A 24,624-nucleotide genomic window follows, 5' to 3' on the forward strand; every position below is an offset into this window, starting at 1 on the left:
CTTTTTCCCTTGCGCCGCGCTGCGCGCGGCATGAACAGGTGTTCGACTCGTTCGGCTAGCGCGCGGCGGCGACCGGCTCGGCCGGGCCGGCGGGCAGTTCCGCGCCGCCGCCCAGCGCCTTGGCCAGCGCGACGTCCAGCGTCAGGGCGCGGGCCTTCAGATCGGTATCCAGCCGGGTCTGCGTCAGCACCGCGCTCTGCGCGGTCAGCACGCTCAGGTAGTTGCCCAGTCCGGCGCGATAGCGCTTGACCGCCAGCTCGTAGGCCTGCTCGATGGCCTCGCGGGCCTTGCGCTGCTCGCCGCTCTCGCGGTCCAGCGCGCGGATCGACGCCAGCGTGTCGGCCACTTCGTTGACGGCATGCAGCACGGTCTGGTTGTAGGACGCGATGGCCAGGTCGGTGTCCGCCGCCCGGCCCTTCAGGTTGGCGTTGAGCCGCCCGCCCTCGAAGATCGGCAGGGTGATGGCCGGGCCGACGCCTATGATCTGGCTGCCGGACTTGAACAAGTTGGACAGCCCCAGTGCCGACGTGCCGACGAAGCCCGCCAGGTTGACGTCGGGATAGAACATGGCCTTGGCAGCGTCGACGTTGCGCTGGGCGGACTCGACCCGCCACCGGGCGGCGACGATGTCGGCGCGCCGGCCCAGCAGCGACAGCGGTATGCTGGCCGGCACCTCGGTGCCGGGCGACACCAGCGGCACGGGCCGGATGGCCGCGCCGCGCTCCGGGCCGGCCCCCGCCAGCGCGGCCAGTTCGTTGCGTTGCAGGGCGATGCTCTCGTCGACCTGCGCCAGTTGCGTACGGGCTTCGGCCAGCGCCGAATCGGCCTGCTTGACTTCCACCTGCGTATCCAGCCCCGAGGCATAGCGCTGGCGGGTCAGGTCGGCCACGCCCTCGCGCTGCCCGATGGCGGCCAGGAGCACGTCGCGCTGCGCGAACAGGCGCTGCAGGTTGAAGTAGGCCGATCCCACCGCGCTGGCCAGGATGCCCACCGCCGCCTGGTTCTCCGCCTGCGCCGCCCGGCTTTCGGACAGCGCGGCCTTCAACAGCGAGCCGTTCTTGTTCCAGAAATCCAGTTCATAGCTCACGTTCAGCGCCAGCCGCGAATCGGTGCGCACGCCGCCGGCCAGCGGCGCCGGGATGGCGCCGTGCTCGGTATAGCGCTGGCGGGTGGCGGTGAAGGTGCCGTCGACCTGGGGCAGGCCGTTCGCGCGGGCGTTGCCCACGGCCGCCTCGGCGCGCGCCAGGCGGGCCTGGGCGATGACGATGGAGGGGCTGCCCGCGATGGCCTCATCGACCAGGCCGTCCAATTGCGCATCGCCGTAGCGATGCCACCACTGCTGCACCGGCCACCGCACGTCGGCCTGCGCCATGCCCAGCGTGGGCGCATCGACCAGGCGGGCGTGCGACGCGCCGTCCCGGTCCATGCCGGCGCACGCGGCCAGGGCGGCGACCAGGGGCACTAGCAAGAGTTTTTTCATGGAAGCTTACGATCCGCTGAATTTAATTGCCTTGCCTATTACTGCTTAGGCAGTCATAAAAACGAAACAAGGGCCGCGCCCCGATGGCCCGGCCTCAGCCGCGCTGGGCGCCGTTGGCCGCCATGCGGCGCAGCAAGGACTTCAATTGCTGGACTTCCTGTTCGGAAAAATCGCGGGTGTGCAGATCGACCGCGTCGTGCAGGCGCTGCGGAACCTGCTCGGTGGCGCGCACGCCCTCTTCCGTCAGCTCCAGCTTGATGACCCGGCGGTCTTCCGCGCTGCGCACCCGCCGTATCAATCCCTTGGATTCGAGGCGGTCGAGCATGCGCGTCATGGCGCCGGTGTCCGAACAGGCGCTGCGCGCGAGTTCGGCCGCCGTTTCCCCCCGCCCCATGGCGAGCAGCATCAGCGGACCCCATTGCATGGCCGTCAGGTCGAGCGCCGTCATTTCGGCATCGACGGCGCGCTGCAGCGACAAATGGGCCTGCTTGATCAGGTAGCCCACGCTTTCTTCCGGGTCGTAGCGCCGAATCAGGTCGGCCAGCTCCGGAGAAATGCGGGGGGACGAGGTGGAATCTGCCATGCCGGCATTATTGCTGCATAGGCAATGGTTGTCAATGCAGTAATAGACCCACTTATAGTCCCTGTTGGCGGCAGGGGCTTCATGGCCGCGTCATGCGCGGCCGGTATCAGCGCCGCTTGCCCAGCAGCGAACCGAGCAGCCCGCGGGTCAGGTCGCGCGCGAGCTGGGTCCCCATCGAGCGCACCGCGCTGCGGGCGGCCGACTCCAGCACGCCTTCCCGGCGGCCGCCGCGGGGGCCGGTGGAACCGAACAGGATGTCGCGCAGACCGTCGGCCAGGCCGCCCTCGGAAGCCGGCTGCTGGCCGGGCTGGGCCGGGGCCGCGGCGCCTCCCGAGGCGGCCGTGCCGCCCCCCGCGCGGGCAACCAGGATTTCGTAGGCCGATTCCCGGTCGACGGCCTTTTCATAGATCCCCGCCACCAGCGACGACTGGCGCAGCGCCTGCCGCTCGGCATCGGTGGCCGGACCGATCCGGCTGCCCGGCGCGACCACGTAGGCGCGTTCGGTCGGTCCCGGCCGGCCCTTTTCGTCCAGCAGCGACACCAGCGCCTCGCCCACGCCCAGCTCGGTGATGGCGGCGGCGATGTCCAGGCCCGGATTGGGCCGCATGGTGTCGGCCGCCGACTTCACCGCCTTCTGGTCGCGCGGCGTGAAGGCCCGCAGCGCGTGCTGCACGCGGTTGCCGAGCTGGCCCAGCACCGTCTCGGGGATGTCCAGCGGGTTCTGGGTGCAGAAATAGACGCCCACCGCCTTGGAACGGATCAGCCTGACCACCTGCTCGATCTTGTCCAGCAGGGCCTTGGGCGCATCGTTGAACAGCAGGTGCGCCTCGTCGAAGAAGAACACGAACTTGGGCTTGTCGGTGTCGCCGGCCTCGGGCAGGTGCTCGAACAGCGTGGACAGCATCCACAGCAGGAAGGTCGCGTACAGCGTGGGGGATTGCATCAGCTTGTCGGCGGCCAGGATGTTGACCACGCCGCGCCCCTGGGCGTCCGTCTGCATCAGGTCGTCGATGTTCAGCATGGGTTCGCCGAAGAAGCGGTCGCCGCCCTGCGCCTCGAGCGCCAGCAGGCCGCGCTGGATCGCGCCCACCGAGGCGGCCGAGACGTTGCCGTAGCTGGTCTTGAACTGGGCGGCGTTGTCGCCCACGTACTGGAGCATCGCGCGCAGGTCCTTCAGGTCCAGCAGCAGCAGGCCGTTGTCGTCGGCGATGCGGAACACCATGGTCAGCACGCCGGACTGGGTATCGTTCAGGTTCAGCATCCGGCCCAGCAGCAGCGGCCCCATGTCGGACACCGTGGCCCGCACCGGATGCCCCTGTTCGCCGAAGACGTCCCACAGCGTGGCCGGACTCGCGCCCCAGGCCGGCGCGTCCAGCCCCAGCGACTTGAGCCGCTCCTGCAGCTTGGGCGTGGGCGCGCCGGCCTGGGAAATCCCGGTCAGGTCGCCCTTGACGTCGGCCATGAACACCGGCACGCCCTGGCGCGAGAAGGCTTCGGCCATGACCTGCAGGGTGACCGTCTTGCCGGTGCCGGTCGCGCCGGTGATGCAACCGTGGCGGTTGGCCATGCCCGGCAGCAGGAAAAGCTCGGTTTTGGCGTTCTTGGCAAGGAGAATGGGAGCGGCCATGATGGTTCCGTTGGGCAAACTGGGCGGCGGGGGTTGCGGGGATTCTGTGCGCAAGGCCCCGCTCTTGTCAAAAGCCGCGCCGGGCCTGGCTCCGCGCCCCGGTTCGGCAGCTTTCGCAGGGCTGGGATGGTGCGCGGGATGTGGTATTGGCAGCAAGTGGACATTCCTCCGGGAGCCGCCACCTGCCGGTCAAGCTAAAATGCCCCTTTCATCGTTACGACACAAGCGATTTCCATGGCCGGACATAGCAAATGGGCCAATATCCAGCACCGCAAAGGGCGCCAAGACGCCAAGCGCGGGAAGCTGTGGACCAAACTGATACGTGAAGTCACCGTGGCCGCCCGCGCCGGCGGCGCCGACCCCGACACCAACCCCCGCCTGCGCCTGGCGTGGGACAAGGCGACCGACGCCAACATGCCCAAGGACACCATCCAGCGGGCCATCGCGCGCGGCGCCGGCGGAGCCGACGGCGACAACTACGAGGAAGTCCGCTACGAAGGCTATGGCATCGGCGGAGCGGCCGTCATCGTCGACTGCATGACCGACAACCGCACGCGCACCGTGGCCGAGGTCCGCCACGCCTTCGCCAAGCACGGCGGCAACCTGGGCCAGGAAGGCTCGGTCGCCTTCATGTTCAAGCACTGCGGCCAGTTCCTGTTCGCCCCCGGCACGTCCGAGGACAAGGTCATGGAACGGGCCCTGGATGCCGGCGCCGAGGACGTCATCACCGACGACGAAGGCGTGATCGAGGTCATCTGTGCCCCCACCGACTACGTCGCCGTCAAGCAGGCCTTCGACGGCGCCGGCATGAAGGCCGAGATGGACGGCATCGTGATGAAGGCGCTCAACGAAACGGCCCTGTCCGGCGAGGACGCCGAGAAAATGCAGAAATTGCTGGACGTGCTGGAATCCCTGGACGACGTCCAGGAGGTCTACACCACCGCGGTCATGGACGAGTAACCCACATGAAGCTTCTCGTCATCGGCTCCGGCGGCCGCGAACACGCCCTGGCCTGGCAACTGGCCAAAGCCGCGAAGACCCAGAAGGTGTTCGTCGCCCCCGGCAACGGCGGCACGGCCCTGACCTCGCACCTGCAGAACATCTCCATCACCGACCCGACGCAACTGGCCGACTTCGTCGAAAAGGAAGGCATAGGCCTGACCGTGGTCGGTCCCGAGGCCCCGCTCGCGGCCGGCGTGGTGGACATCTTCCGCGCGCGCGGCCTGAAGATCTTCGGCCCCACCAAGGCCGCCGCGCAGCTGGAAAGCTCCAAGGACTTCGCCAAGGCCTTCATGGTCCGGCACGGCATTCCCACCGCCAAGTACCAGACCTTCACCGACCCGGCGCAGGCGCACGCCTACATCGACCAGGAAGGCGCGCCCATCGTCATCAAGGCCGACGGCCTGGCCGCCGGCAAGGGCGTGGTGGTCGCCGCCTCGGTCCAGGAAGCCCACGCCGCGGTCGACGCCATGCTGGGCGACGGCAAGCTGGGCCAGGCGGGCGCCCGCGTGGTGATCGAGGAATGCCTCGAGGGCGAGGAAGCCAGCTTCATCGTGCTGTGCGACGGCAAGCACGTGCTGCCGCTGGCCACCAGCCAGGACCACAAGCGCCTCAAGGACAACGACGAAGGCCCCAACACCGGCGGCATGGGCGCCTACTCGCCCGCCCCCGTGGTCACGCCCGAGTTGCATGGCCGCATCATGCGCGAGGTCATCTGGCCCACCATCCAGGGCATGGCCAAGGACGGCATTCCGTTCACCGGCTTCCTGTACGCCGGGCTGATGATCGGCCCGAACGGCATCAAGGTGCTGGAATTCAACTGCCGCATGGGCGATCCGGAGACGCAGCCCATCATGATGCGCGTCAAGAGTGACCTGCTGGAAGTCTTCGAGCACGCGGTGGCCGGCACGCTGGACCAGGCCAACATCGACTGGGACCGCCGCACCGCGCTGGGCGTGGTCATGGCCGCCCACAACTATCCCGATACCCCGCGCACCGGCGACGTCATCCGCGGCCTGCCCGCCGAGACGCCCGACAGCATGGTGTTCCATGCCGGCACCACCGAAAGCGGCGGCGAGGTCCGGACCAGCGGCGGCCGGGTGCTGTGCGTCACGGCGCTGGGCGACTCCGCCCGGCTGGCGCAGCAGCGCGCCTACGACGTGCTGCAGTCCATCCAGTTCGACGGCGCGCAGTACCGCCGCGACATCGGCTGGCGTGCCATCACGCGCCGCAACGCCCCCGCGGAGCCCGGCACGGCATGAAGATAGACACCGCGCACACCCGCGCCTATTTCACCGGCCTGCAGTCCCGCATCGTCCAGGGGCTGGAGGAAATCGAAGGCGGCCCCTTCCGCTCGGATGCCTGGGAACGGGCCGAAGGCGGAGGCGGCGTGTCCCGGTTGATCGAAGGCGGCCGGGTGTTCGAACGCGGCGGCGTGCTGTTCAGCCACGTGACCGGCGCCACGCTGCCGCCCTCGGCCAGCGCCCACCGCCCCGAGCTGGCCGGGCGCCCCTGGGAAGCCATGGGCGTCTCGCTGGTGATCCACCCGCGCAATCCTTACGTGCCCACCGTGCACATGAACGTGCGGGTCTTCATCGCCAAGTCCGTCCATGCCTCGGACGACGACGACGTGTTCTGGTTCGGCGGCGGCATGGACCTGACCCCGTACTATCCCTTCGAGGAAGACGCGGTCCATTTCCACCGCGCGTGCAAGGCCGCGCTCGACCCCAGCGGCGCCGATCTCCATCCGCGCTTCAAGAAGTGGTGCGACGAGTACTTCTACCTCAAGCACCGCAAGGAAGCCCGGGGCCTGGGCGGCATCTTCTTCGACGACTTCAACGAAGGCGGCTTCGACCATGCCTTCGCCGCCACCCGTTCGGTGGGCGATGCCTTCCTGGAAGCCTACCTGCCCATCGTGCGCCGGCGCCTGGCCCTGCCCTACGGCGAACGCGAACGCGACTTCCAGGCCTACCGCCGCGGACGCTACGTCGAGTTCAATCTGGTGTTCGACCGCGGCACGCTGTTCGGCCTGCAATCGGGCGGGCGCACGGAGTCCATCCTGATGTCCATGCCGCCGCTGGCGCAATGGCGCTACGACTGGCACCCCGAACCCGGTTCGCCCGAGGCCCGCCTCTACGAACTGCTGCCCCCCCGGGACTGGGTTTGAGCGCGTCCACGGCACCGCGCATCGGTTTGCTGGGAGGCAGCTTCGACCCCATCCACGAAGCGCACCTGACGCTGGCCCGCACCGCGCTCGCGCACCTGGACGCGGCCTCGGTCCAGCTCATACCCGCCGCCGCGCCCTGGCAGCGCCAGCCGCTGGCGGCCACGGCGGAACAGCGCGCCGACATGGTCGCGCTGGCCATCGCCGGCCAGCCGGGCCTGGCCCTGAACCGGATCGAGATCGACCGCGGCGGCCCCAGCTACACCATCGACACCCTGCGCGCCCTGGCGGGCGGCACGGGCACGCCGGCGGCTGGCGCCCGCTACGTCTGGATCCTGGGCGCGGACCAATTGGCGAATTTCTGCACCTGGAATGAATGGCAGGGCATCGTCGCGCTGGCCGACCTCGCGGTGGCCGGCCGCCCTGGCACCGAACCCGAGCCCCCCGCCCCGCTGCATGCGGAGCTGGCCCGGCACGGGCGCACCCTGCACCGGCTGCCCATGCCCGAGATGGCGGTGTCCAGCTCCGGCATCCGGCGGCGGCTGGCCCGCGGCGAATCGGTCGACGGCCTCGTTCCCCCCGCCGTACTTCGGTACATCACACAGCATCGCCTGTATCAGGCCTGAATATGGACATACGCAAACTACAACGCGCCGTCGTCGATGCCCTCGAGGACGTCAAGGCGCAGAACATCACGGTGCTCAACACCACCCACCTCACCAGCCTGTTCGACCGCGTCGTCATCGCAAGCGGCACCTCGAACCGGCAGACCCGTGCCCTGGCTTCCAGCGTGAGCGAGAAGATCAAGGCCCTGGGCGGCGAGGTCATCGCCACCGAAGGCGAGGAAACCGGCGAGTGGGTGCTGGTGGACCTGGGCGACATCGTCGTCCACATCATGCAGCCGGCCATCCGCCAGTACTACAACCTGGAAGAGGTCTGGGGCGGCAAGCCCGTCCGTGTGAAATTGAGTCCCCCCCCTACGCGCTGACGCGCGCCCCCCAGGGGGCGATGCGGGTGGACCGGCAAAGCCGGATCCACCGCATCCTGGGTCTGGACATCTGACTAACGAGGCTGGGGGCATGAAGCTCATCATCATCGCCGTGGGGCATCGCATGCCGGGATGGGTGGACGACGCCTACGCGGACTACGCCAAGCGCATGCCGCCCGACCTGCCCATCGAGTTGCGCGAAGTGCGGCCTGAACCGCGCACCACCGGCAAGACCGCCGCGCAGATGCAGGCCCTGGAAGCCCGGCGCATCGAAGCCGCCCTGCCCGCCGGCGGACGCTGGCTGGCCCTGGACGAACGGGGCCGCGACCTGACCACGATGGACCTGTCCAGGCAAATGCAGCAGTGGCGCGACGACGGCCAGGACGTCGCCCTGCTGATAGGCGGGCCCGACGGACTGGACCCCGATCTGAAGCGCCGCTGCCACGGCATGCTGCGGCTGTCCAGCCTGACGCTGCCGCACGGCATGGTGCGCGTGCTGCTGGCCGAGCAACTGTACCGGGCCTGGTCCATCCTGGCCAACCACCCCTACCATCGAGGCGGCTAGGATGAAACCCACCCCCTACCCGCTTACGCGGGCCCCCTCAAGGGGGCGACGCTGGCGGACCGGCAAAGCCGGATCCGCGGCGTCCTGGATCAACCAGCACCCGCTTCATCCGTCACGAAAGGCGCATCGCGCCATGGGGCGCTGACATGCCCCCCATCTACCTCGCCTCGCGCAGCCCGCGCCGCCGGGAACTCCTGGCGCAACTGGGCGTCGAGCACGAACTGCTGCTGCCGCCGCCCGCGAACGGCCCCGACGAACCGCAGTTGCCCGGTGAACCCGCCGCCCACTACGTGCGCCGCACGGCCCGCGAAAAGGCGCTGACCGGCGCCGAACTGCTGAAGCAGCGCAAGCTGGCCGGGCGCCCCATCCTGGCCGCCGACACGACCGTCATCCTGGACGGCGACGTGCTGGGCAAGCCAGTCGACCGGAACGACGCGGTGCGCATCCTGGGACGGCTGTCGGGGTCCGAGCACGAAGTACACACGGCCCTCGCCCTGGTCCATCGCGGCACGCTGCACGAAGACGTCTCCATCACCCTCGTACGCTTTCGCGAACTGACGCCGGGCGATATCTCGCGCTACTGCGACACCGGCGAACCCTACGACAAGGCCGGCGCCTATGGGATACAAGGCCTGGGCGGCGTGTTCGTGCAGCACATCGCCGGCAGCTTCACCGGCGTGATGGGCCTGCCGCTGTACGAAACGGCGCGCCTGCTGGGACTGGCCGGCATCGTCCTGCCCTGATCCCCGCCCCGCCGCCACCCGACTCGCGGTAAGCTGCGGATAGTCGCGCACGCCACCGGCACATTCCATGACCGAAGACATCCTCATCAACGTATCCCCGTACGAAACCCGGGTCGCCGTCATCCAGCAGGGAGCCGTCCAGGAACTCCACATCGAGCGCACCTCGCAGAAGGGCTACGTCGGCAACATCTACCTCGGCCGCGTCGCGCGCGTGCTGCCGGGCATGCAAAGCGCCTTCATCGACATCGGCCTGGGCCGCGCCGCCTTCCTGCACATCGCCGACATCCGCGAAAGCCGCCAGGAACGCGCCCACGGCGGCCACCCCGCCACCCCCATCGAGAAACTGCTGTTCGAGGGCCAGACCCTGATGGTGCAGGTCATCAAGGACCCCATCGGCACCAAGGGCGCCCGCCTGTCCACGCAGATCAGCGTGGCCGGCCGCATGCTGGTCTACCTGCCCTACGATCCGCACATCGGCATCTCGCAGCGCATCGAATCCGAGGCCGAGCGCAACCAGCTGCGCGACCGCGTGCAGCGTCTGGTGCCCGCCGAAGAGAAAGGCGGCTACATCGTGCGCACCCAGGCCGAGGACGCCTCCGACGAGGAACTCGCGGCCGACATCGCCTATCTGGGCAAGCTGTGGGCCATCATGCAACAGCAGGCCCGCACCAAGGGCGCGCCATGGCTGCTGCACGAAGACCTCAACCTCGCGCAGCGGGTGCTGCGCGACGTGGTCAGCACCGAGACCGCCTCCATCCAGATCGATTCGCGCAGCAGCTTCACCCGGCTGCTGGCCTGGGCGCGCGAGTTCACACCCTCGGTCATCGACAAGGTCATGCACTACACCGGCGAGCGTCCGCTGTTCGACCTCTACAACGTCGACGAAGAGATCAACCGGGGCCTGTCGCGGCGCGTCGAACTGAAATCGGGCGGCTACCTCATCATCGACCAGACCGAGGCGCTGACCACCATCGACGTCAACACCGGCGGCTTCGTCGGCGGACGCAACTTCGACGACACCATCTTCAAGACCAACCTCGAGGCGGCGCAGGCCATCGCGCGCCAGTTGCGGCTGCGCAACCTGGGCGGCATCGTCATCCTCGACTTCATCGACATGGAGAACCTGGAGCACCGGGAATCCGTGCTGGGCGAGCTGCGCAAGGCGTTGGCGCGCGACCGCACGCGCATCACGCTCAACGGCTTCACCCAGCTGGGGCTGGTCGAGATGACGCGCAAGCGCACGCGCGAATCGCTCAGCCACGTGCTGTGCGAATCCTGCCCCACCTGCCAGGGCCGCGGACAGGTCAAGACCGCGCGCACGCTGTGCTACGAGATCCTGCGCGAGATCCTGCGCGAGGCGCGGCAGTTCAACCCCAAGGAATTCCGCATCCTGGCCGCGCAGGCGGTGGTGGATCTGTTCCTGGAAGAGGAAAGCCAGAACCTGGCGGCGCTGGGCGATTTCATCGGCAAGCCGATCTCGCTGCAGGTCGAGGGTATTTATAGCCAGGAGCAGTACGACATCATCTTGATGTGATGCGGATATCCCAGGTCCGCTCGACACCAGGGAAATGGATGGCAGACTTGCGGTGCACGAAGCACCGCAAGGAACTCTCATACACCGCGTTATTAACGCTCGACGTTAATAACGCGATACGTTACTATCCATCCAATGATCCTGTCATTCAAGTGCCCCCACACTGAAGCGCTGTTTCAGGGCAGACACGTCAAACGATTCGCCAACATCGAAGTGGTGGCGATGCGCAGACTCCAGCAGATCCACGCAGCCGCCACACTGGACTTCCTGCGCGCGCCCCCCGGAAACAGGCTGGAGGCGCTCTCGGGCGACCGGGCCGGACAATACAGCATCCGGATCAACGCGCAATGGCGCGTGTGCTTTCGCTTCAGCGCGGGGATCAGCAGTGACGTCGAGATCGTGGATTATCACTAGCAGGGAGAACACCGTGCCCCGACAAGTCCCCCTCGCCACTCCTGGCGAGATCCTGCTCCACGACTGGCTGGAGCCGATGGGTATTACCCAATACGCCCTGGCCAAGGCCATCGGTGTACCGCCCCGACGCATCAACGAAATCGTCAAGGGACAACGCGCCATCACCGCCGATACCGCCGTGCGACTGGGTGTTTATTTCGGGACCGACGCGCAAAGCTGGATGAGCCTGCAAGCGCACTACGATACCGAACGAGCCAGGGACGCCATCGGGAAGGAAACCCTGGCGCAGATCAAACGGCACGCGCACGCCGTCACGGCCTAGGCATAGGACGGGCATGAACTCGTGTATCGTGTCCGCGAGACATTCCCGGCACCCGGCATATCCCTTTGCAGCCATCCATGACGCTCCCCCCCCTGCGCCCCCTGTCCATCGACGACTACGAACCCATCGCCTCGGTGGTGGACGACTGGTGGGGCGGCCGGCCCATGCGCGGCCTGCTGCAGCGCCTGTTCTTCGAGCACTTCCGCGACACCAGCTTCGTCGCCGGCCGGCCCGGGGAAGTGCGCGCCTTCCTGGTCGGCTTCGTCTCGCAGTCGGAAGCGGGCGTGGCCTACATCCACTTCGTCGGCGTCGACCCCACGCTGCGCGCCTCGGGCCTGGGGCGGGTGCTGTACGAACGTTTCTTCGATGCCGCGCGGGCCCGGGGCTGCCGGGAAGTGCGCAGCATCACGTCCCCGGCCAATACGGGCTCGATCGCCTTCCACCGGCGCATGGGCTTCGAGCTGGCGCCCGGAACCGGCGTCATCGACGGCGTTCCCGTCCATCTCGACCATGCGGGTCCGGGACAGCACCGCGTGTGCTTCCGCAGGCCGCTCGCGCCCGCCCTTCCCTGACGAACCGTCTCCCCATGCAAACCGCACACACGTTCCGGCTTCCCTACAAGATCCATTTTTCCCGCTGCGACCCGGCCGGCATCATTTTCTATCCGCAGTACTTCATCCTGTTCAACGACCTGGTCGAGAGCTGGATAGACGCGATCCTGCCCGGCGGCTACCACGGCCTGGTGGGCGAGCGGCGGATAGGCATGCCCACCGTGCACATCGAATCGGACTTCCGGGCCATCAGCCGCTTCGGCGAACAGGTGTGGCTGGAGCTGGAGGTCACGCGCCTGGGCAACCGCTCGATCACGCTGGCCTGGCGCTGCGTGGGCACGGACGACGTGGTGCGGATATCGGCGGTCCAGACGCTGGTCACCACCTCGCTGGACACGCACAAGTCGATCGCGCTGCCCGACGACTTGCGAACTGCAATAGGGTAGAGGGTGTCCCCCCCCTACGCCCTTCGGGCGCCCCCCAGGGGGCGAAACCGGCGGACTGGCAAAGCCAGATCCGCGGTTTCCTGGGTCTAGTTCCTTTATCTTGGGTTGGAGCACCTGTGCTTCGCTGGCTGCCAGCGGTAGCAACGGTGTGACATACCAAGATAAAGGAACTAGACCCAGGATGCGGTGGATCCGGCTCCGCCGGTCCACCCGCATCGCCCCCTTGGGGGCGCCCGAAGGGCGTAGGGGGGGGACCTCTACTCTCTGAATAGCTCGTAGACTTGCGCCCGCAGCCACATGTTGCCGGCGTCCTTGTGGAAGCGGCGCGGCCAGAACTGGTGGACCTCGATGGTGGGTACCTTCAGCGGTACGTCCACCATGCGGATGTCGGCGTGCTGCACGCAGACGGTGGCCATGTCGTGCGGCACGGTGGCGATCAGGTCCGAGCTCTCGATGATGGGCAGCAGGCTGGTGAAATGCGAGGTCTCCAGCAGGATCCTGCGCCTTAGCCCCTTGCGCTGAAGATATTCCTCGAACAGGTGTTCCCGCCCCGGCCTGACCGCCGCGTGCGGCAAGGCCAGGTATTGTTTGAGCGTGAGCGCATCGCCCACGTCCGGATGGCCTTTGCGCACGATGCAGACGTAGGGATTGCGGAACAGCAGTTGCTGGAACATGCCCGCCTTGTGCAGGTCGGGAAAATAGCCGATGGCCAGCTCGGCCTCGCCCGACTCCAGCGCCTCGGCCGCCGCGTGGCGCGGCATGGCCAGGGTGCGCAGGTTCAGCCCCGGTCCGGCCTGCACGAAACGCGCCAGCAGCTTGGGCACGAAGTTGATCTCGCCGATGTCGGGCGTGATCAGCGTGAAGGTGCGCTCGCTGGTGGCCGGGTCGAAGGTATGGGCCTGCAGGATCTCGCTCTTGACGGTCTCCATGACGCGGCGCACCGCCGGGGCCAGCGCCAGCGCGCGTGGCGTGGGCTGCATCTGCGCGCCGGTCCGCACGAACAAGGCATCGTTGAACAGCGCGCGCAGGCGGGCCACCGCGGCACTCATGGCCGGCTGGCTCAGGCCGATGGCCTCGGCCGCGCGCGACACGCTGCGGTGCTCCAGCATGGCGTCGAACACGCGCAGCAGGTTCAGGTCCACATGACGAATATCCATGGCATGGATTCTAACTATTCGCCTGATCGTCTGGATAGATAGTCGACCGCCTCGTAGACTGCCCGCATGACTACTCGAACAAACGGAGATGCCATGCCCGGCCTGACCTTGGAACAGGCGAACGCCATCATCGCCGGCGCGCTGGCCCATTCCGCCCGCAAGGGCTACAAGCCCATGGCCGTGGTGGTGCTGGACGCCGCCGGCCATCTCAAGTCGGCCCAACGCCAGGACGGCGCCAGCATGTTCCGCGTGGACATCGCGACCGGCAAGGCCTGGGCCGCGGTGGGCATGGACGCCCCCAGCCGCGCGCTGGCACAGCGCGCCCAGGACAACCCGAACTTCTTCGTCACGCTGGCGGCCACCGCGCAGGGACGCTTCCTGCCGCAGACCGGCGCCATCCTGATCCGCGATGCCGGCGGCGCCATCGTTGGCGCGGCCGGCGCCAGCGGCGGCACGGGCGACGAGGACGAGGACATCTGCATCGCCGGCGTCACCGCCGCCGGCCTGCAGGCGGGCTGACGCGGCACGCATCACGGAGCAAATCACCCATGGCATCTTCCACCATACAAGGGCTGCGCAGCGTAGCCCTGGAAGTCCCCGACCTCGACAAGGCGGAAGACTTCTACACCCGCATCTGGCACCTGGACGTCGTCGCTCGCGAGCCGGACGCTCTTTATTTCCGCGGCACCGGCCCGGACCACCATCTGCTGGCGCTGCACCGCGGCCCGCGCACGGCCATCCGCCACGTCACGCTGCGGGCCCACGACGAGGACGCCCTGCATGCGATCGCCCGCGCAGGCCTGGAAGCCGGCGGCACGCTGGCGGCGACCATCGGTCCCCTGGCCGACCCGGCCGGCGGCCGCGGACTGCTGCTGCGCGACGCCGACGGCAGGCTGATCCAGGTCGTGACCGGCGACGTCCGGCACGCCCAGGCGCCCGACGTGCCTGACCGGCCCGTGCGCCTGGCGCACGCGGTGCTCAACAGCGCCGACGTCGCCGCCACCCGGCGTTTCTTCGAGCAGGCGCTGGACTTCCGGCTGGCGGACCTCACCCGCATCATGGCGTTCATGAACTGCAATGCCGACCACCACACGATCGCGGTGGGAATCACCGACAACAACGCGCTGAACCACATCGCCTTCGTCATGCCGGACCTGGAATCGGTCATGCGCGGCGGCGGCCGCATGAAGGATGCCGGCTATGCGATCGAATGGGGCCCGGGCCGCCACGGCCCCGGCGACAACGCCTTCAACTATTTCATCGGCCCGTTCGGCGAGGTGATCGAATACACGGCGGAAGTGGAACAGATCGACGACGGCTACGTCGCCGGCAGCCCCGACGACTGGAAATGGCCGCCGGGACGGGTGGACCAGTGGGGCATCTCGCCGCCTCCGTCGGCACGATTGAAGACGGCGCAAGGCGAAGTGTTCTTCGTGCCCTCGTCCGCCTGAGGCGCCCTTTTCCCGAATCACGGACCCATCATGCACACCCCTCACGCCCGGCTGGCGGGCATGGCCCGTCTCGCCCCGAAGAAACACCCCGCATCCGGAGGCCGGGCATGAACGCCTCCACGCATCCCCTGTACGACGTCGCCATCGTCGGCTTCGGCCCTTCGGGGGCGGTCGCCGCCGGACTGCTGGGCAACCAGGGATTCAAGGTCTACGTCTGCGACCGGCAGCACGACGTCTACGACAAGCCGCGCGCGATCGCGGTCGATCACGAGATCATGCGGGTCTTCCAGCAGCTGGGACTGGTCGATTCCATCTCCCGGTACGTGGAACCCTTCACGCCATCGGAGTACTTCGGCGTGGATGGCCAGTTGATCAAGCGGCTCACGATGGTCGAACCGCCCTACCCCCTGGGCTACACGCCATCGAACGTGTTCACCCAGCCGCCGGTGGAACGCATCCTGCGCGACCACGTCCAGCAATTGCCGAACGTACGCGTCGAGCTGGACACGACGCTGGTCGGCCTGGAGCAGGACGCCTCGGGCGCCAGGCTGGACCTGGCCCACGCGGACGGCCGCCGCGCCAGCCTGCGGGCGAAATACGTCGTCGGCTGCGACGGCGCCTCCAGCACGGTGCGCGAACTGGCCGGCATCGAGCTGGAAGACCTGGAATTCGACGAACCCTGGCTGGTGGTGGACGTCCTGGCCAACGAGCGCGGCCTGGCCAAGCTGCCGCGCACCAGCGTGCAGTACTGCGAACCCGACCGGCCATGCACGCTGGTCATCGGTCCGGGCAATCACCGCCGCTGGGAGATTTCCCTCAAGCCCGGCGAGGATCCCCGCACCATCACGCAGCCCGAAGAAACCTGGAAGCTGCTGTCGCGCTGGCTGACCCCGGAGGACGGCGAACTCTGGCGCCAGGCCAGCTATCGTTTCCACGCGCTGGTGGCGCGCGACTGGCGCCGCGGCCGCGTGTTCGTCGCCGGCGATGCCGCCCACCAGCAGCCCCCCTTCCTGGGCCAGGGCATGTGCCAGGGCATACGCGACGTCGCCAATCTGAACTGGAAGCTGGCCGCCGTGCTGCGGCAAGCCGTGACGGGCGCCCAGGCCGACGCGCTGCTGGACAGCTACGGCATCGAGCGCAAGCAGCACGTGCGCAGCCTGACCGGCCGCATCAAGGCCATAGGCGCGGTGATCTGCGAACGCGACGAGGCCCGGGCCCGGGCCCGCGACGCCCAACTGCTGGACGAATGCGGCGGCACGGTGCGCGACGTGCCGCGCCAGGAAGTCATTCCGCCGCTGGAACAGGGCCTGCTGGCCCGTGCCGGCACGCCGGCCCGCGGCACGCTGTTCCCGCAACCCTGGATCAGGCGGGCGGATGCGGTCGTCCGCCTGGACCACGTGGCGGGAGACGGCTGGTGGCTGGTGCTGGACGCCCGCCATGCGGGGGCCGCGCCCGCCCTTCCCCCCCGGTGGGACATGGCCACGCTGGACCTGGGCGAACTGGCCGAAACCGAGGGTGTGTGCGCGGCGTGGTTCGCGCGCCACCGCTGCACGGCGGCGGTGGTGCGTCCCGACCGCTATGTCTACGGCGTCGCGTCCGATGCGCGCGAACTGGACGCCTTGCTGGAAGAACTGCGCAGCGCGCTGCATTGACCCATTACGCGAGGAGACAACGATGAACAGAAGACACGCCATCCAGACCCTGGCCGCCCTGGCCGCCGTCCCGGCGCTTTCCCCCCTGCGCTCGGCCCTGGCCCAGGCCTGGCCCGACAAGCCGGTGCGGCTGCTGCTGTCCCAGCCGCCGGGATCCGGCCCGGACAACATCGCCCGGCTGCTATCCGAGCGGCTGTATCCGCGCTGGGGCCAGGCCGTCGTGATCGAGAACAAGCCGGGCGGCCAGAATACCGTGGGCGCGCAGGCGGCGGCCCGGTCGCCGGCCGATGGCTACAACTTCTATTTCGCGACCACCGCTGCACTGGTCACCAATACGTTCCTGTTCAAGCAGCTTCCCTACGATCCCGCCAAGGACTTCGTGCCGGTGGCTTTCATTGCCCGCAGCCCCTTCGGCATCCTGGTCAAGGCCGATTCGCCCATCCGCACCGTCGAGGAATTGATCGCCAGGTCCAAGGCCACCCCGGGCACGTTCACGCTGGGCAACGAGGGACCGCGCACCTTCGGCGGCATGATCGCCCGCCTGTTCAATGCCCGCTCCGGCGCCCAGGCCAACCTGGTGCCCTACGTGTCGGTAGGTGTTTCGGCGCAGAACCTGATGGGCGGCCACGTGGATGCGATCGTGGCCGACGTGGCCTCGACCGCGCAGCTCGCCAAACAAGGACGGCTGCGGCTGCTGGCCGTGACCTCGGACAAGCGCCTGGCGGACTGGCCGCAGGTACCGGCGGTGTCCGAGCTGCTGCCCGACTTCGATATGGTGGGCTGGTTCGCCATCGTCGCGCCCGCCGGCACGCCCACGGCGGCGGTCGAGCGGGTCAACCGCGACATCAATGCGCTGCTGGCCGACGAGGAAGTGGCCGGGCGCATCGCCACCATCGGCCCCATCGCCGCGCCGGGCTACAGCCCGGCCCAGACCGGCGACTTCCTCAAGCGCGAACACGCGCGGTGGGCGCAGATCACGAAGGAAATCGACATCCTGCCCGAATGAAACAAAAGCGATCGTGAAACAAAAAGGGCCCCCACGCTTGCCGCCGCATGGGGGCAGGCGTGGGGGCCCTGCCTTCGATCACTTCTTCAGGTCGTCGGGAACCTTGCCGCCGTTGTCCGCCAGCTTCTGCATCACCTGCTTGTGCAGCCAGATGTTCATCGAGGCGGAATCGTTGGTGTCGCCGCTGTAGTGCAGTTCGGTCGCGAGCTGCTTGCGGGCCGCCAGGCTGCTGTCCAGTCCCAGCAGCTTCATCAGGTCGACGATGGAGGTCTTCCAGTTCAGCTTCTCGGGGCTCTTGGCCGCCAGGGCGTTCAGGATGTTTTCCACATCCACGGCCGGCATGGCCGGGGCCGCCGCGCCACCAGGCGCCGGGGCGGCTGCCGGAGGCGCCTCCTGGGCCACCGCGGGATGGCTGGACGGGAAAATCTTGTCGAGTATGGCTTTGAAAATGCTCACATCTTCCCCCTAATCGTCGTGAACGGCACATGCCTGCGGTCGATTGTATAGACCGTGGCAGGAAGCCGAGTCCTGGGATGTAACGGGATGCAATAACTGAGAAACGCCAGTCGCTACAGCTTGAACCAGCGGTCGTTCTCGATTTCGTCAGCGATGCGGATCTCGGCCTCGTCCAGGCATTCCTGCTCGGACTGGGCCGGAATGTCGCGCAGCGCCAGCGTCGGCCCGAGCAACAGCCGCCTGCCCTCGCTCTGTTCGTAGATCTTGCAGTTGACATCCCACGTGCCCGGGCCACGCTGCAGCGGGTCTATCTCCACTTCCAGCACACGGGAAGTGCGATTCGGGCAATATTGGAAAGAGAACATGGCTGGCCCCGCTCCGGTCAGTTCGACCGGGCCACTATAGCGCCGGAAACCGCGCCTGGCCTCATGCAGTGCAGCATGGCGGCACGGCGCCGCCATGCATGGCCCGCCGCCAGCCAGGTCTCAGGATGCCCAGGACACCAGCGACAGCAGCAACAGCAGCGCCATCCAGAGCACCACCGCCCGCCACAGCAGCCCCACCGCCGCATGCAGCGTGGCCGGATCGGGCAGCCGAGCGGGCTCGTCGGGGGCCTCGGCGGCGGCGGTGAACTCGCTGGCGGCGGAGGCCGGCTGGACCGGCCCGACCAGGTCGGGATCGACGGTCTCGGCCGGCGGCTGCCACTTGCCCGAGACCGGCGCCAGGCGCACGCCCAGCGCGCCCGCCGCGCTTTCGACCACCACTCCGCGCTGGGGATCGTCCCAGCTGGAGGCGCGCTGGCGCCACCCGTACAGGGCGTCCTCGAAATTGCCGACGATGGCGAAGCCGACCGCCGTCATCCGGGCCGGAATCCAGTCCAGCAGGTAGAAGGCCCGGCGCGCCACCTCGCCGAAGGCATCGGCGCGATCGCCCCACTCCTGGCGCGCGATGCCCGCCAGCTTGTACAGCACGGCGCCGGACGGACCGGGCAGCAGCGCATACCAGAACAGCACGCCGTAGACGTTCCGATGCGAGGCGACCACGCCTTCCTCGATCGCGGTGCGGCAGATCTCCGGCACGGTCATGGTCTCGGCGGACACGGTGTCGCCGGATGCCCGCAGCCACTCCTGCAGATGGCTGCGCGCCAGCGTGACGTCGCCCCGAGCCAGCGCGAACTGGATCTCGGTGAAATGGTGGCTGAACTGCCGGAACCCCAGCGTGAACCACAGGACGACCACGTGGAAGATCAGCGAAAAAACAGGGTGCACGGACCACGCCAGCGACCCGATCAGCCATATCGCCAGGGTGGGAACCACCACCACCAGCAGCCAGCCCAGCACGGCATAGCCGCGGCTGCCCGCGTCCAGCGCATGGCCGGCCCACCGGCAGGCGGCGCGGGCGGCTTCATGGACGGCGTTGGAACGCGGCAGGGGCCGGACTTGTTCGGCAAGAAAGGCAAGAAGGAGTGCGAAGAAGCTCATGAGCGCATTCTAGATTGCATAGCCATGATTTTGCATCATCCCTCGCACACGCGAGGACGGCACGGGGTCAGGCGCGCAGGAATTGGTAGAGATTGCGCAGCATGCCCGCCGTCGCGCCCCAGATGAAGAACTGCTTCCATGGCATCGAATAATAGGAACGCAGGCCGCCGGCCGGCAATGCGGCGCTGTGCAGCCGATGATTGGACGGATCCATCAGGAAGCTCAGCGGCACCTCGAAGACCTCGGCCACCTCGAAGGGATCCGGACGCGGCGCGAAATCCGGGCGCACCAGCCCCACCAGCGGCACGACACGGAACCCCGTGCCGGTGAAGTAGTCCGGCAGCTGCCCGATGATTTCCACCAGCCCGCGCGGCAGGCCGGTTTCTTCCTCGGTCTCGCGCAGCGCGGCATCCGTTACCGACGTATCGCTGGGCTCCACCCTCCCGCCCGGAAAACTGACCTGGCCGGCGTGGTCGTGCAGGTGCGCGGTGCGCTGGGTCAGCATGACCTGGATGCCATCGGGCCGCAGCATCATGGGTACCAGCACCGACGCCAGCCGCAGGGACCGGTCCGCAGCGCGCGCCGGATTGATGTCCTGCGCATCCGGCGTCCAGATGGGCGGCGCGGCGAAGCGGTCGCGCAGCGCCATCGGTGTCAGGCGCGTCCCGGGCACCGCCGCCAGTCCGCCCGGATTGGCGACCCATGGCTGGGCGACGGGATCGAAGGCCGGGCGCTGCGGCGGGCGCAGGACTGGCGGGGCGAGGGAATCGGGCTGGATTTCCTCCGGCGTATCGTCGATCTGGTCTGCCGGAGCGTCGCTAGGTTGATCGGTCGAGATGGATGATGACATGTGAAACGGAAATCCCGGCGAAAACGCCGTCGTTGTCGGCATGGCTAGAGCATACTCCCGCTGGCGGCCCCCACGCTTGCCGCTGCGCGGCGGCGAAAAAAAAGCGCCCCACACGGGGGCGCCCATCTTGCAGTACCGCGGGAATCAAGCCTTGGCAACAGGCGTGTTGCGAACCAGCTTTTCCTTGATCCGGGCCGACTTGCCCGAACGGGAGCGCAGGTAGTACAGCTTGGCGCGGCGCACGTCACCGCGACGCTTGACTTCGATCGACGCGATGGTCGGCGCGTACAGTTGGAACGTACGTTCCACGCCTTCACCCGACGAAATCTTGCGGACGATGAACGACGAGTTCAGGCCACGATTGCGCTTGGCGATGACCACGCCTTCGTATGCCTGGACACGCTTGCGGGTGCCTTCAACCACGTTGACGTTGACCACCACGGTGTCGCCGGGGGCGAATTCGGGGATGGTCTTGTTGGCCGTCAAGCGGGCCAGCTCTTCTTGCTCGAGGACTTGGATCAGGTCCATTTCTATCTCCAATGACCATCATACGTGGCGGTTCTGCTTTTGATGGCACCGCTACCAGAGGATGGGAACTCCCACCGGACTCATGCCCGACAGGCTTGCTGCAACGCTGTCCGCCGGGGCGGTCAGCGCTTGTCCTCCCTTTGCAGGTCGGACAGAAACTTCTCGTCGTCGCGGCTCAACCAGCCGCGCTCGCGTGCCGCCTCGATCAGGTCGGGGCGCTTGCCGCTCGTCGCTTCCAGCGACTGCCGGCGCCGCCAACGCTCGATGTTGGCATGGTGCCCGGACAACAGTACGTCGGGCACCGGCTGGCCGTCATAGACTTCCGGCCGAGTATAGTGCGGACAGTCCAGCAGGCCGGACAACCGCTCGTTGAACGAGTCCTGCACGGCCGATTCGTCGTCGTTCAGGACACCGGGCAACAGCCTGACCGCGGCATCCATCATCGCCATCGCGGCGATTTCCCCGCCGGACAGCACGAAATCGCCCAGCGACACTTCCTGCGTCACCCAGCGGTCGATGAACCGCTGGTCGATGCCTTCATAGCGGCCGCACACCAGGATGGCGCCCGTTCCGCCGGCCAGCGCGTGAGCCTGGGCCTGGTCGAAACGCCGCCCCTGCGGCGACAGCAACACCACCGGCGCCTCGGGCAAGCCGGCCTGCGCGCGCTGGTCGCGCGCCGCGCACACGGCTTTCTCCAGAGGCTCGACCCGCATCACCATGCCGGGTCCGCCGCCATAGGGCCTGTCGTCCACCGTACGATGCACGTCCACCGTGAAGTCGCGCGGATTCCAGGCCTGCAACTGCCACCGGCCCTGCGCATGCGCCCGGCCGGTCACGCCCTGCTGGCTGATGGCCTCGAACATCGGGCCGAACAGCGTGATCACGTCGAACCGCAACATCTCGTCCATGGCCCGGGCCCAAGCCCTCTGTTCACGCCCGACGGGTCAGAAACCCTCGGGCCAATCGCTGTCTATGCGCTTGGCGTCCAGATCGACACCGCGGATATACGCGTCGACGAAAGGCACCAGGGTCTCGCGCTGCCTGCCGCGCGCATCGAGCAGCGGCTGCGTCGGCAGGCCGGGAGCCACGGGTTCGACACAGGCCACGTGCAGGATCGCATGCACCCCGTTGTCGCTGACTTCCGACACCGTACCCAGGACGACTTCCCGGTCCGAGGCATCCTTGCCCGTCAATTCGCAGCCGATCAGGTCCACCCAATAGAACTCGCCTTCCGCGAGCCGGGGGAACTGACTGCGCGGCACCAGCACCGTCCAACCCTTCCAGGCCAGGGCCTGGTCCCGGTCGGACACGCCGGGAAAAGCGACCGTCACCACTGCGCCATGGCGCTTGGCGTCGACCACTTCGATACGGCGCACCTCCGCTCCCTTGCGCAACCACCACGCGCGGCTGCCCAACAAGGCTTCGGACTGTGCCGAGTACGGCTGGATCTTCAGACCGCCGCGCACGCCAAAGGCCTCCGCCACATGCCCGACCTCGACGAGGTCGGCGGGAAGGGCGGGATCGCTACCGGACCCCGTGGACGCAGCGGACACCACGAAATCAGGCAGCCGACGCGACCTTGGCGCCGTATTCCTTGACGAGACGGGCCACGGCCGGCGACAGCTGGGCGCCGTTCTTGGTCCAGTGCTCGACGCGGTCGAGCGCGATGCGCAGGCCTTCTTCACCCTCGGAAGCAACGGGGTTGTAGAAACCCACGCGTTCGATGAAGCGGCCATCGCGGCGATTGCGCGAATCGGCAGCAACGAGGTTGTAGAAGGGGCGCTTCTTCGAGCCGCCGCGGGACATACGAATCACCACCATAGGTAATTCCTTGGAAAAAGTTGAACTGAGAAAAGCCCTAAAGTATAGCCCGGCCTGCTAGGCCTAGCAAGCAAGGATGCGGTAAAGTCCTTCAAAATCAAGGTCTTCTACGATGGATTCCCACCACATGCCCACCTCTTCCGCAGACGATACGTCCCATATCCCCCCGCCGACCCGAGGATTCCGCCACAAAACCGTGGCCGGACTGCTGGCCGCCGTGCTGGGCTGGGCCGGCGCGCACTGGTGGTACCTGGGCCGCCGGCATGGCTGGATCGTCCTCCTGTTCTCGCTGATCATGATAGGCACCGCGCTGCGTAGCGAAGCATGGTATTTCCATCCCGCCTTCTTCCTGTTCCTGGTCCCGGCCGTCGCGGGCTTCATCGAGGCCATCGTCCTGTGCCTGACCTCCGATGCCAAGTTCGATGCCCGATACAACGCGGGCCAGGCGCGGCAGTCGCGCACCGGCTGGGGGCCGGTCCTGGTGGCCGGCATCACGCTGGCCGTGGGCACCGCCATCCTCATGCTGGGCATCGTGCTGCTGTTCCAGAGCCTGTTCGAGGGCATCCCCGCCTGATCGCCAGCTAGCCGAACAGCGGCATCTGGCGCGTATCGACCGGAGGTTCTCCACCCCGGGGCTCGCGGGCCGGCGGCCTGAACGACCCCGTATCCAGTTCGATGCGCCGGTCCGCCAGCCCATGCCGGCGCGCGGCGCGCCCGAAACGCTGCGCGACCAGGTCGGCCCAGATGCCCTGGCCACGCATGCGGCTGCCGAAACGCGCGTCGTTGAGCTTGCCGCCGCGCAGATCCTCCAGACAATGCAGCACCCTGGCCTTGCGGTCGGGAAAGTGCGCCTGCAGCCAGTCCGAGAACACGTCCTTGACCTCCCAGGGCAGGCGCAGCATGGTGTAGAAAGCCGCCCGTGCCCCCGCCTCCTTGGCCGCCTCCAATACGTGCTCGATATGGTCGTCGGTGATGAAGGGGATGACCGGCGCCAGCGAAACGCCAACCGGCACGCCTGCGCCGGCCAGCGTCCGGACCGCCTCCAGCCGCCGCCACGGCGCCGCCGCGCGCGGCTCGAGCGTCCGCGCCACGCGCCCGTCCAACGTGGCGACCGAGACATAGACGGCGACGAGCTTCAATTCCGCCAGCTTCGCCAGCAGATCGACGTCGCGCGCGACCAGCCCGCCCTTGGTGACCAGCGACACGGGGTGCCGGGTTTCCAGCAGCAGTTCCAGCAGCCCCCGCGTCAGCTTCCACTGGCGCTCGATGGGCTGGTAGGCGTCGGTGGCCGAACCGATGTTGATGACGTCCACCCGGTAGCCCGGACGCCCCAGTTCAGCCCGCAGCGCCTCGACCGCATTGGCCTTGGCGACGAGGCGGGTCTCGAAATCCAGGCCGGGAGACCAGCCCAGGTAGGCATGCGTGGGCCGCGCGAAGCAATAGACGCAGCCGTGCTCGCAGCCGCGGTAAGGATTGATGGCGCGGTCGAAGGGGATGTCGGGCGAATCGTTGCGGGACAGGATCTTGCGCGCCCGCTCGATGGCGACCTCGGTCCTGAGCGGGGGAGGTTCTTCTTCCGGGGTGGCCCAGCCATCGTCGACCGCGTCGCGCCGGTCGCCCTCGAAGCGGTGCCTGACGTTGAGAACGGCGCCGCGTCCGCGCTGCGGTACGGGGGGAGCCTGGGGGTAGCCGTCTTGCGGCAGATCATCGTTTTCCACCGAAATACTGTATATCCATACAGCATCGAGACACAATCGCCTCCACCTCACACAACAAAAAATATTTTCCTAAAAATATATAATTTCT

Annotated in this window: 30 protein-coding genes; 17 read left to right on the forward strand and 13 right to left on the reverse strand. The window is 67.8% G+C overall.

What is annotated here, in order from left to right; genetic code table 11:
• Positions 1 to 55 precede the first annotated feature (55 nt).
• The 3 genes from EV675_RS22105 to EV675_RS22115 form a co-directional block, all read right to left on the reverse strand.
• Positions 56 to 1,480, reverse strand: a complete 1,425-nt coding sequence (locus tag EV675_RS22105) for an efflux transporter outer membrane subunit (RefSeq protein WP_130359827.1) — start codon at positions 1,478 to 1,480, stop codon at positions 56 to 58.
• A gap of 94 nt (positions 1,481 to 1,574) precedes the next feature.
• On the reverse strand, positions 1,575 to 2,063 hold the full coding sequence (locus tag EV675_RS22110) for a MarR family winged helix-turn-helix transcriptional regulator (protein ID WP_087841021.1): 489 nt from the start codon (positions 2,061 to 2,063) through the stop codon (positions 1,575 to 1,577).
• A 106-nt stretch (positions 2,064 to 2,169) separates the two neighbouring features.
• Positions 2,170 to 3,690 (reverse strand): helicase HerA-like domain-containing protein, encoded by a 1,521-nt coding sequence (locus tag EV675_RS22115; RefSeq protein ID WP_130359829.1) that lies wholly within the window; start codon positions 3,688 to 3,690, stop codon positions 2,170 to 2,172.
• Positions 3,691 to 3,924: 234 nt separating this feature from the next.
• Here EV675_RS22115 and EV675_RS22120 point away from each other — a divergent pair, with 234 nt between their 5' ends.
• From EV675_RS22120 to EV675_RS22175, 12 genes are all read left to right on the forward strand, one after another.
• Positions 3,925 to 4,650, forward strand: coding sequence for a YebC/PmpR family DNA-binding transcriptional regulator (locus EV675_RS22120; protein ID WP_130359831.1), 726 nt, complete (start codon positions 3,925 to 3,927; stop codon positions 4,648 to 4,650).
• 5 nt (positions 4,651 to 4,655) lie between these two features.
• A complete protein-coding gene (gene purD / locus EV675_RS22125; protein ID WP_130359833.1) occupies positions 4,656 to 5,951 on the forward strand; it encodes a phosphoribosylamine--glycine ligase in 1,296 nt (431 codons plus the stop codon).
• A complete protein-coding gene (gene hemF, locus EV675_RS22130; protein WP_130359835.1) occupies positions 5,948 to 6,856 on the forward strand; it encodes an oxygen-dependent coproporphyrinogen oxidase in 909 nt (302 codons plus the stop codon). Before purD ends, hemF begins: the two co-directional genes overlap by 4 nt.
• Positions 6,853 to 7,479: a nicotinate (nicotinamide) nucleotide adenylyltransferase gene (nadD, locus tag EV675_RS22135; protein WP_242621539.1), complete on the forward strand. Its 627-nt coding sequence runs from the start codon at positions 6,853 to 6,855 to the stop codon at positions 7,477 to 7,479. Before hemF ends, nadD begins: the two co-directional genes overlap by 4 nt.
• A 2-nt stretch (positions 7,480 to 7,481) precedes the next feature.
• Positions 7,482 to 7,841, forward strand: coding sequence for a ribosome silencing factor (gene rsfS, locus EV675_RS22140; protein WP_087841015.1), 360 nt, complete (start codon positions 7,482 to 7,484; stop codon positions 7,839 to 7,841).
• A gap of 91 nt (positions 7,842 to 7,932) precedes the next feature.
• Entirely contained in the window at positions 7,933 to 8,406 is a 474-nt protein-coding gene (gene rlmH, locus EV675_RS22145; RefSeq protein WP_130359839.1) for a 23S rRNA (pseudouridine(1915)-N(3))-methyltransferase RlmH, read from the forward strand.
• A gap of 146 nt (positions 8,407 to 8,552) precedes the next feature.
• The gene (locus tag EV675_RS22150) at positions 8,553 to 9,149 is read left to right on the forward strand and encodes a Maf family protein (RefSeq protein WP_130359841.1); all 597 of its coding nucleotides are present in this window, start codon (positions 8,553 to 8,555) and stop codon (positions 9,147 to 9,149) included.
• A 67-nt stretch (positions 9,150 to 9,216) separates the two neighbouring features.
• Positions 9,217 to 10,683, forward strand: a complete 1,467-nt coding sequence (gene rng, locus EV675_RS22155; protein ID WP_130359843.1) for a ribonuclease G — start codon at positions 9,217 to 9,219, stop codon at positions 10,681 to 10,683.
• 135 nt (positions 10,684 to 10,818) lie between these two features.
• Entirely contained in the window at positions 10,819 to 11,097 is a 279-nt protein-coding gene (locus EV675_RS22160; RefSeq protein ID WP_207222013.1) for a type II toxin-antitoxin system RelE/ParE family toxin, read from the forward strand.
• A 13-nt stretch (positions 11,098 to 11,110) separates the two neighbouring features.
• On the forward strand, positions 11,111 to 11,419 hold the full coding sequence (locus EV675_RS22165; protein WP_130359847.1) for a HigA family addiction module antitoxin: 309 nt from the start codon (positions 11,111 to 11,113) through the stop codon (positions 11,417 to 11,419).
• 77 nt (positions 11,420 to 11,496) lie between these two features.
• Positions 11,497 to 11,991: a GNAT family N-acetyltransferase gene (locus tag EV675_RS22170; RefSeq protein ID WP_130359849.1), complete on the forward strand. Its 495-nt coding sequence runs from the start codon at positions 11,497 to 11,499 to the stop codon at positions 11,989 to 11,991.
• A gap of 14 nt (positions 11,992 to 12,005) precedes the next feature.
• Entirely contained in the window at positions 12,006 to 12,416 is a 411-nt protein-coding gene (locus tag EV675_RS22175) for an acyl-CoA thioesterase (protein WP_130359851.1), read from the forward strand.
• Between the two features lie 257 nt (positions 12,417 to 12,673).
• Here the strand turns inward: EV675_RS22175 and EV675_RS22180 are convergent, their stop codons facing one another.
• Complete coding sequence (locus EV675_RS22180; RefSeq protein WP_130359853.1) at positions 12,674 to 13,573, reverse strand: LysR family transcriptional regulator; 900 nt, start codon at positions 13,571 to 13,573, stop codon at positions 12,674 to 12,676.
• 93 nt (positions 13,574 to 13,666) lie between these two features.
• Between EV675_RS22180 and EV675_RS22185 the strand changes: the two genes are divergently transcribed.
• From EV675_RS22185 to EV675_RS22200, 4 genes are all read left to right on the forward strand, one after another.
• On the forward strand, positions 13,667 to 14,092 hold the full coding sequence (locus tag EV675_RS22185; protein WP_130359855.1) for a GlcG/HbpS family heme-binding protein: 426 nt from the start codon (positions 13,667 to 13,669) through the stop codon (positions 14,090 to 14,092).
• A 29-nt stretch (positions 14,093 to 14,121) separates the two neighbouring features.
• Positions 14,122 to 15,024, forward strand: a complete 903-nt coding sequence (locus EV675_RS22190) for a VOC family protein (protein WP_130359857.1) — start codon at positions 14,122 to 14,124, stop codon at positions 15,022 to 15,024.
• A 107-nt stretch (positions 15,025 to 15,131) separates the two neighbouring features.
• Entirely contained in the window at positions 15,132 to 16,676 is a 1,545-nt protein-coding gene (locus EV675_RS22195; protein ID WP_130359859.1) for a bifunctional 3-(3-hydroxy-phenyl)propionate/3-hydroxycinnamic acid hydroxylase, read from the forward strand.
• Positions 16,677 to 16,698: 22 nt separating this feature from the next.
• Positions 16,699 to 17,682: a Bug family tripartite tricarboxylate transporter substrate binding protein gene (locus tag EV675_RS22200; RefSeq protein WP_165404708.1), complete on the forward strand. Its 984-nt coding sequence runs from the start codon at positions 16,699 to 16,701 to the stop codon at positions 17,680 to 17,682.
• Positions 17,683 to 17,760: 78 nt separating this feature from the next.
• Here the strand turns inward: EV675_RS22200 and EV675_RS22205 are convergent, their stop codons facing one another.
• The 8 genes from EV675_RS22205 to rpsP form a co-directional block, all read right to left on the reverse strand.
• Positions 17,761 to 18,138: a DUF3597 domain-containing protein gene (locus tag EV675_RS22205; protein WP_130359863.1), complete on the reverse strand. Its 378-nt coding sequence runs from the start codon at positions 18,136 to 18,138 to the stop codon at positions 17,761 to 17,763.
• Positions 18,139 to 18,251: 113 nt separating this feature from the next.
• Positions 18,252 to 18,503, reverse strand: a complete 252-nt coding sequence (locus tag EV675_RS22210) for a hypothetical protein (protein WP_130359865.1) — start codon at positions 18,501 to 18,503, stop codon at positions 18,252 to 18,254.
• 120 nt (positions 18,504 to 18,623) lie between these two features.
• Positions 18,624 to 19,619: a CobD/CbiB family protein gene (locus tag EV675_RS22215; protein WP_130359867.1), complete on the reverse strand. Its 996-nt coding sequence runs from the start codon at positions 19,617 to 19,619 to the stop codon at positions 18,624 to 18,626.
• 67 nt (positions 19,620 to 19,686) lie between these two features.
• The gene (locus tag EV675_RS22220; RefSeq protein WP_130359869.1) at positions 19,687 to 20,469 is read right to left on the reverse strand and encodes a CoA pyrophosphatase; all 783 of its coding nucleotides are present in this window, start codon (positions 20,467 to 20,469) and stop codon (positions 19,687 to 19,689) included.
• A gap of 144 nt (positions 20,470 to 20,613) precedes the next feature.
• Positions 20,614 to 20,997, reverse strand: a complete 384-nt coding sequence (rplS, locus tag EV675_RS22225) for a 50S ribosomal protein L19 (RefSeq protein WP_130359871.1) — start codon at positions 20,995 to 20,997, stop codon at positions 20,614 to 20,616.
• Between the two features lie 122 nt (positions 20,998 to 21,119).
• Complete coding sequence (trmD, locus tag EV675_RS22230) at positions 21,120 to 21,893, reverse strand: tRNA (guanosine(37)-N1)-methyltransferase TrmD (protein ID WP_130360314.1); 774 nt, start codon at positions 21,891 to 21,893, stop codon at positions 21,120 to 21,122.
• Between the two features lie 48 nt (positions 21,894 to 21,941).
• A complete protein-coding gene (gene rimM, locus EV675_RS22235) occupies positions 21,942 to 22,550 on the reverse strand; it encodes a ribosome maturation factor RimM (RefSeq protein ID WP_130359873.1) in 609 nt (202 codons plus the stop codon).
• Between the two features lie 7 nt (positions 22,551 to 22,557).
• Complete coding sequence (rpsP, locus tag EV675_RS22240; RefSeq protein ID WP_130359875.1) at positions 22,558 to 22,818, reverse strand: 30S ribosomal protein S16; 261 nt, start codon at positions 22,816 to 22,818, stop codon at positions 22,558 to 22,560.
• 127 nt (positions 22,819 to 22,945) lie between these two features.
• On the opposite strand from rpsP, the gene EV675_RS22245 reads away from it, so the two are divergent.
• Entirely contained in the window at positions 22,946 to 23,392 is a 447-nt protein-coding gene (locus EV675_RS22245) for a TM2 domain-containing protein (protein ID WP_130359878.1), read from the forward strand.
• A gap of 7 nt (positions 23,393 to 23,399) precedes the next feature.
• On the opposite strand, the gene EV675_RS22250 is transcribed toward EV675_RS22245, so the two are convergent.
• A complete protein-coding gene (locus EV675_RS22250; RefSeq protein WP_130360316.1) occupies positions 23,400 to 24,542 on the reverse strand; it encodes a PA0069 family radical SAM protein in 1,143 nt (380 codons plus the stop codon).
• Positions 24,543 to 24,624: the final 82 nt, after the last annotated feature.

Origin of the sequence: Pigmentiphaga kullae (genome assembly GCF_004216695.1) — a bacterium.
Taxonomy (GTDB): Bacteria; Pseudomonadota; Gammaproteobacteria; order Burkholderiales; family Burkholderiaceae_B; genus Pigmentiphaga; species Pigmentiphaga kullae.

Coding starts and splice junctions, on each gene's coding strand:
- EV675_RS22210 (WP_130359865.1), bottom strand. CDS start 18,503: ATGTTCTCTTTCCAATATTGCCCGAATCGCACTTCCCGTGTGCTGGAA.
- hemF (WP_130359835.1), top strand. CDS start 5,948: ATGAAGATAGACACCGCGCACACCCGCGCCTATTTCACCGGCCTGCAG.
- EV675_RS22220 (WP_130359869.1), bottom strand. CDS start 20,469: ATGTCATCATCCATCTCGACCGATCAACCTAGCGACGCTCCGGCAGAC.
- EV675_RS22160 (WP_207222013.1), top strand. CDS start 10,819: ATGATCCTGTCATTCAAGTGCCCCCACACTGAAGCGCTGTTTCAGGGC.
- rplS (WP_130359871.1), bottom strand. CDS start 20,997: ATGGACCTGATCCAAGTCCTCGAGCAAGAAGAGCTGGCCCGCTTGACG.
- EV675_RS22120 (WP_130359831.1), top strand. CDS start 3,925: ATGGCCGGACATAGCAAATGGGCCAATATCCAGCACCGCAAAGGGCGC.
- purD (WP_130359833.1), top strand. CDS start 4,656: ATGAAGCTTCTCGTCATCGGCTCCGGCGGCCGCGAACACGCCCTGGCC.
- rng (WP_130359843.1), top strand. CDS start 9,217: ATGACCGAAGACATCCTCATCAACGTATCCCCGTACGAAACCCGGGTC.
- EV675_RS22110 (WP_087841021.1), bottom strand. CDS start 2,063: ATGGCAGATTCCACCTCGTCCCCCCGCATTTCTCCGGAGCTGGCCGAC.
- EV675_RS22115 (WP_130359829.1), bottom strand. CDS start 3,690: ATGGCCGCTCCCATTCTCCTTGCCAAGAACGCCAAAACCGAGCTTTTC.
- EV675_RS22175 (WP_130359851.1), top strand. CDS start 12,006: ATGCAAACCGCACACACGTTCCGGCTTCCCTACAAGATCCATTTTTCC.
- rlmH (WP_130359839.1), top strand. CDS start 7,933: ATGAAGCTCATCATCATCGCCGTGGGGCATCGCATGCCGGGATGGGTG.
- rsfS (WP_087841015.1), top strand. CDS start 7,482: ATGGACATACGCAAACTACAACGCGCCGTCGTCGATGCCCTCGAGGAC.
- rpsP (WP_130359875.1), bottom strand. CDS start 22,818: ATGGTGGTGATTCGTATGTCCCGCGGCGGCTCGAAGAAGCGCCCCTTC.
- EV675_RS22105 (WP_130359827.1), bottom strand. CDS start 1,480: ATGAAAAAACTCTTGCTAGTGCCCCTGGTCGCCGCCCTGGCCGCGTGC.
- EV675_RS22170 (WP_130359849.1), top strand. CDS start 11,497: ATGACGCTCCCCCCCCTGCGCCCCCTGTCCATCGACGACTACGAACCC.
- EV675_RS22195 (WP_130359859.1), top strand. CDS start 15,132: ATGAACGCCTCCACGCATCCCCTGTACGACGTCGCCATCGTCGGCTTC.
- EV675_RS22180 (WP_130359853.1), bottom strand. CDS start 13,573: ATGGATATTCGTCATGTGGACCTGAACCTGCTGCGCGTGTTCGACGCC.
- EV675_RS22245 (WP_130359878.1), top strand. CDS start 22,946: ATGCCCACCTCTTCCGCAGACGATACGTCCCATATCCCCCCGCCGACC.
- EV675_RS22190 (WP_130359857.1), top strand. CDS start 14,122: ATGGCATCTTCCACCATACAAGGGCTGCGCAGCGTAGCCCTGGAAGTC.
- EV675_RS22150 (WP_130359841.1), top strand. CDS start 8,553: ATGCCCCCCATCTACCTCGCCTCGCGCAGCCCGCGCCGCCGGGAACTC.
- EV675_RS22185 (WP_130359855.1), top strand. CDS start 13,667: ATGCCCGGCCTGACCTTGGAACAGGCGAACGCCATCATCGCCGGCGCG.
- EV675_RS22200 (WP_165404708.1), top strand. CDS start 16,699: ATGAACAGAAGACACGCCATCCAGACCCTGGCCGCCCTGGCCGCCGTC.
- EV675_RS22215 (WP_130359867.1), bottom strand. CDS start 19,619: ATGAGCTTCTTCGCACTCCTTCTTGCCTTTCTTGCCGAACAAGTCCGG.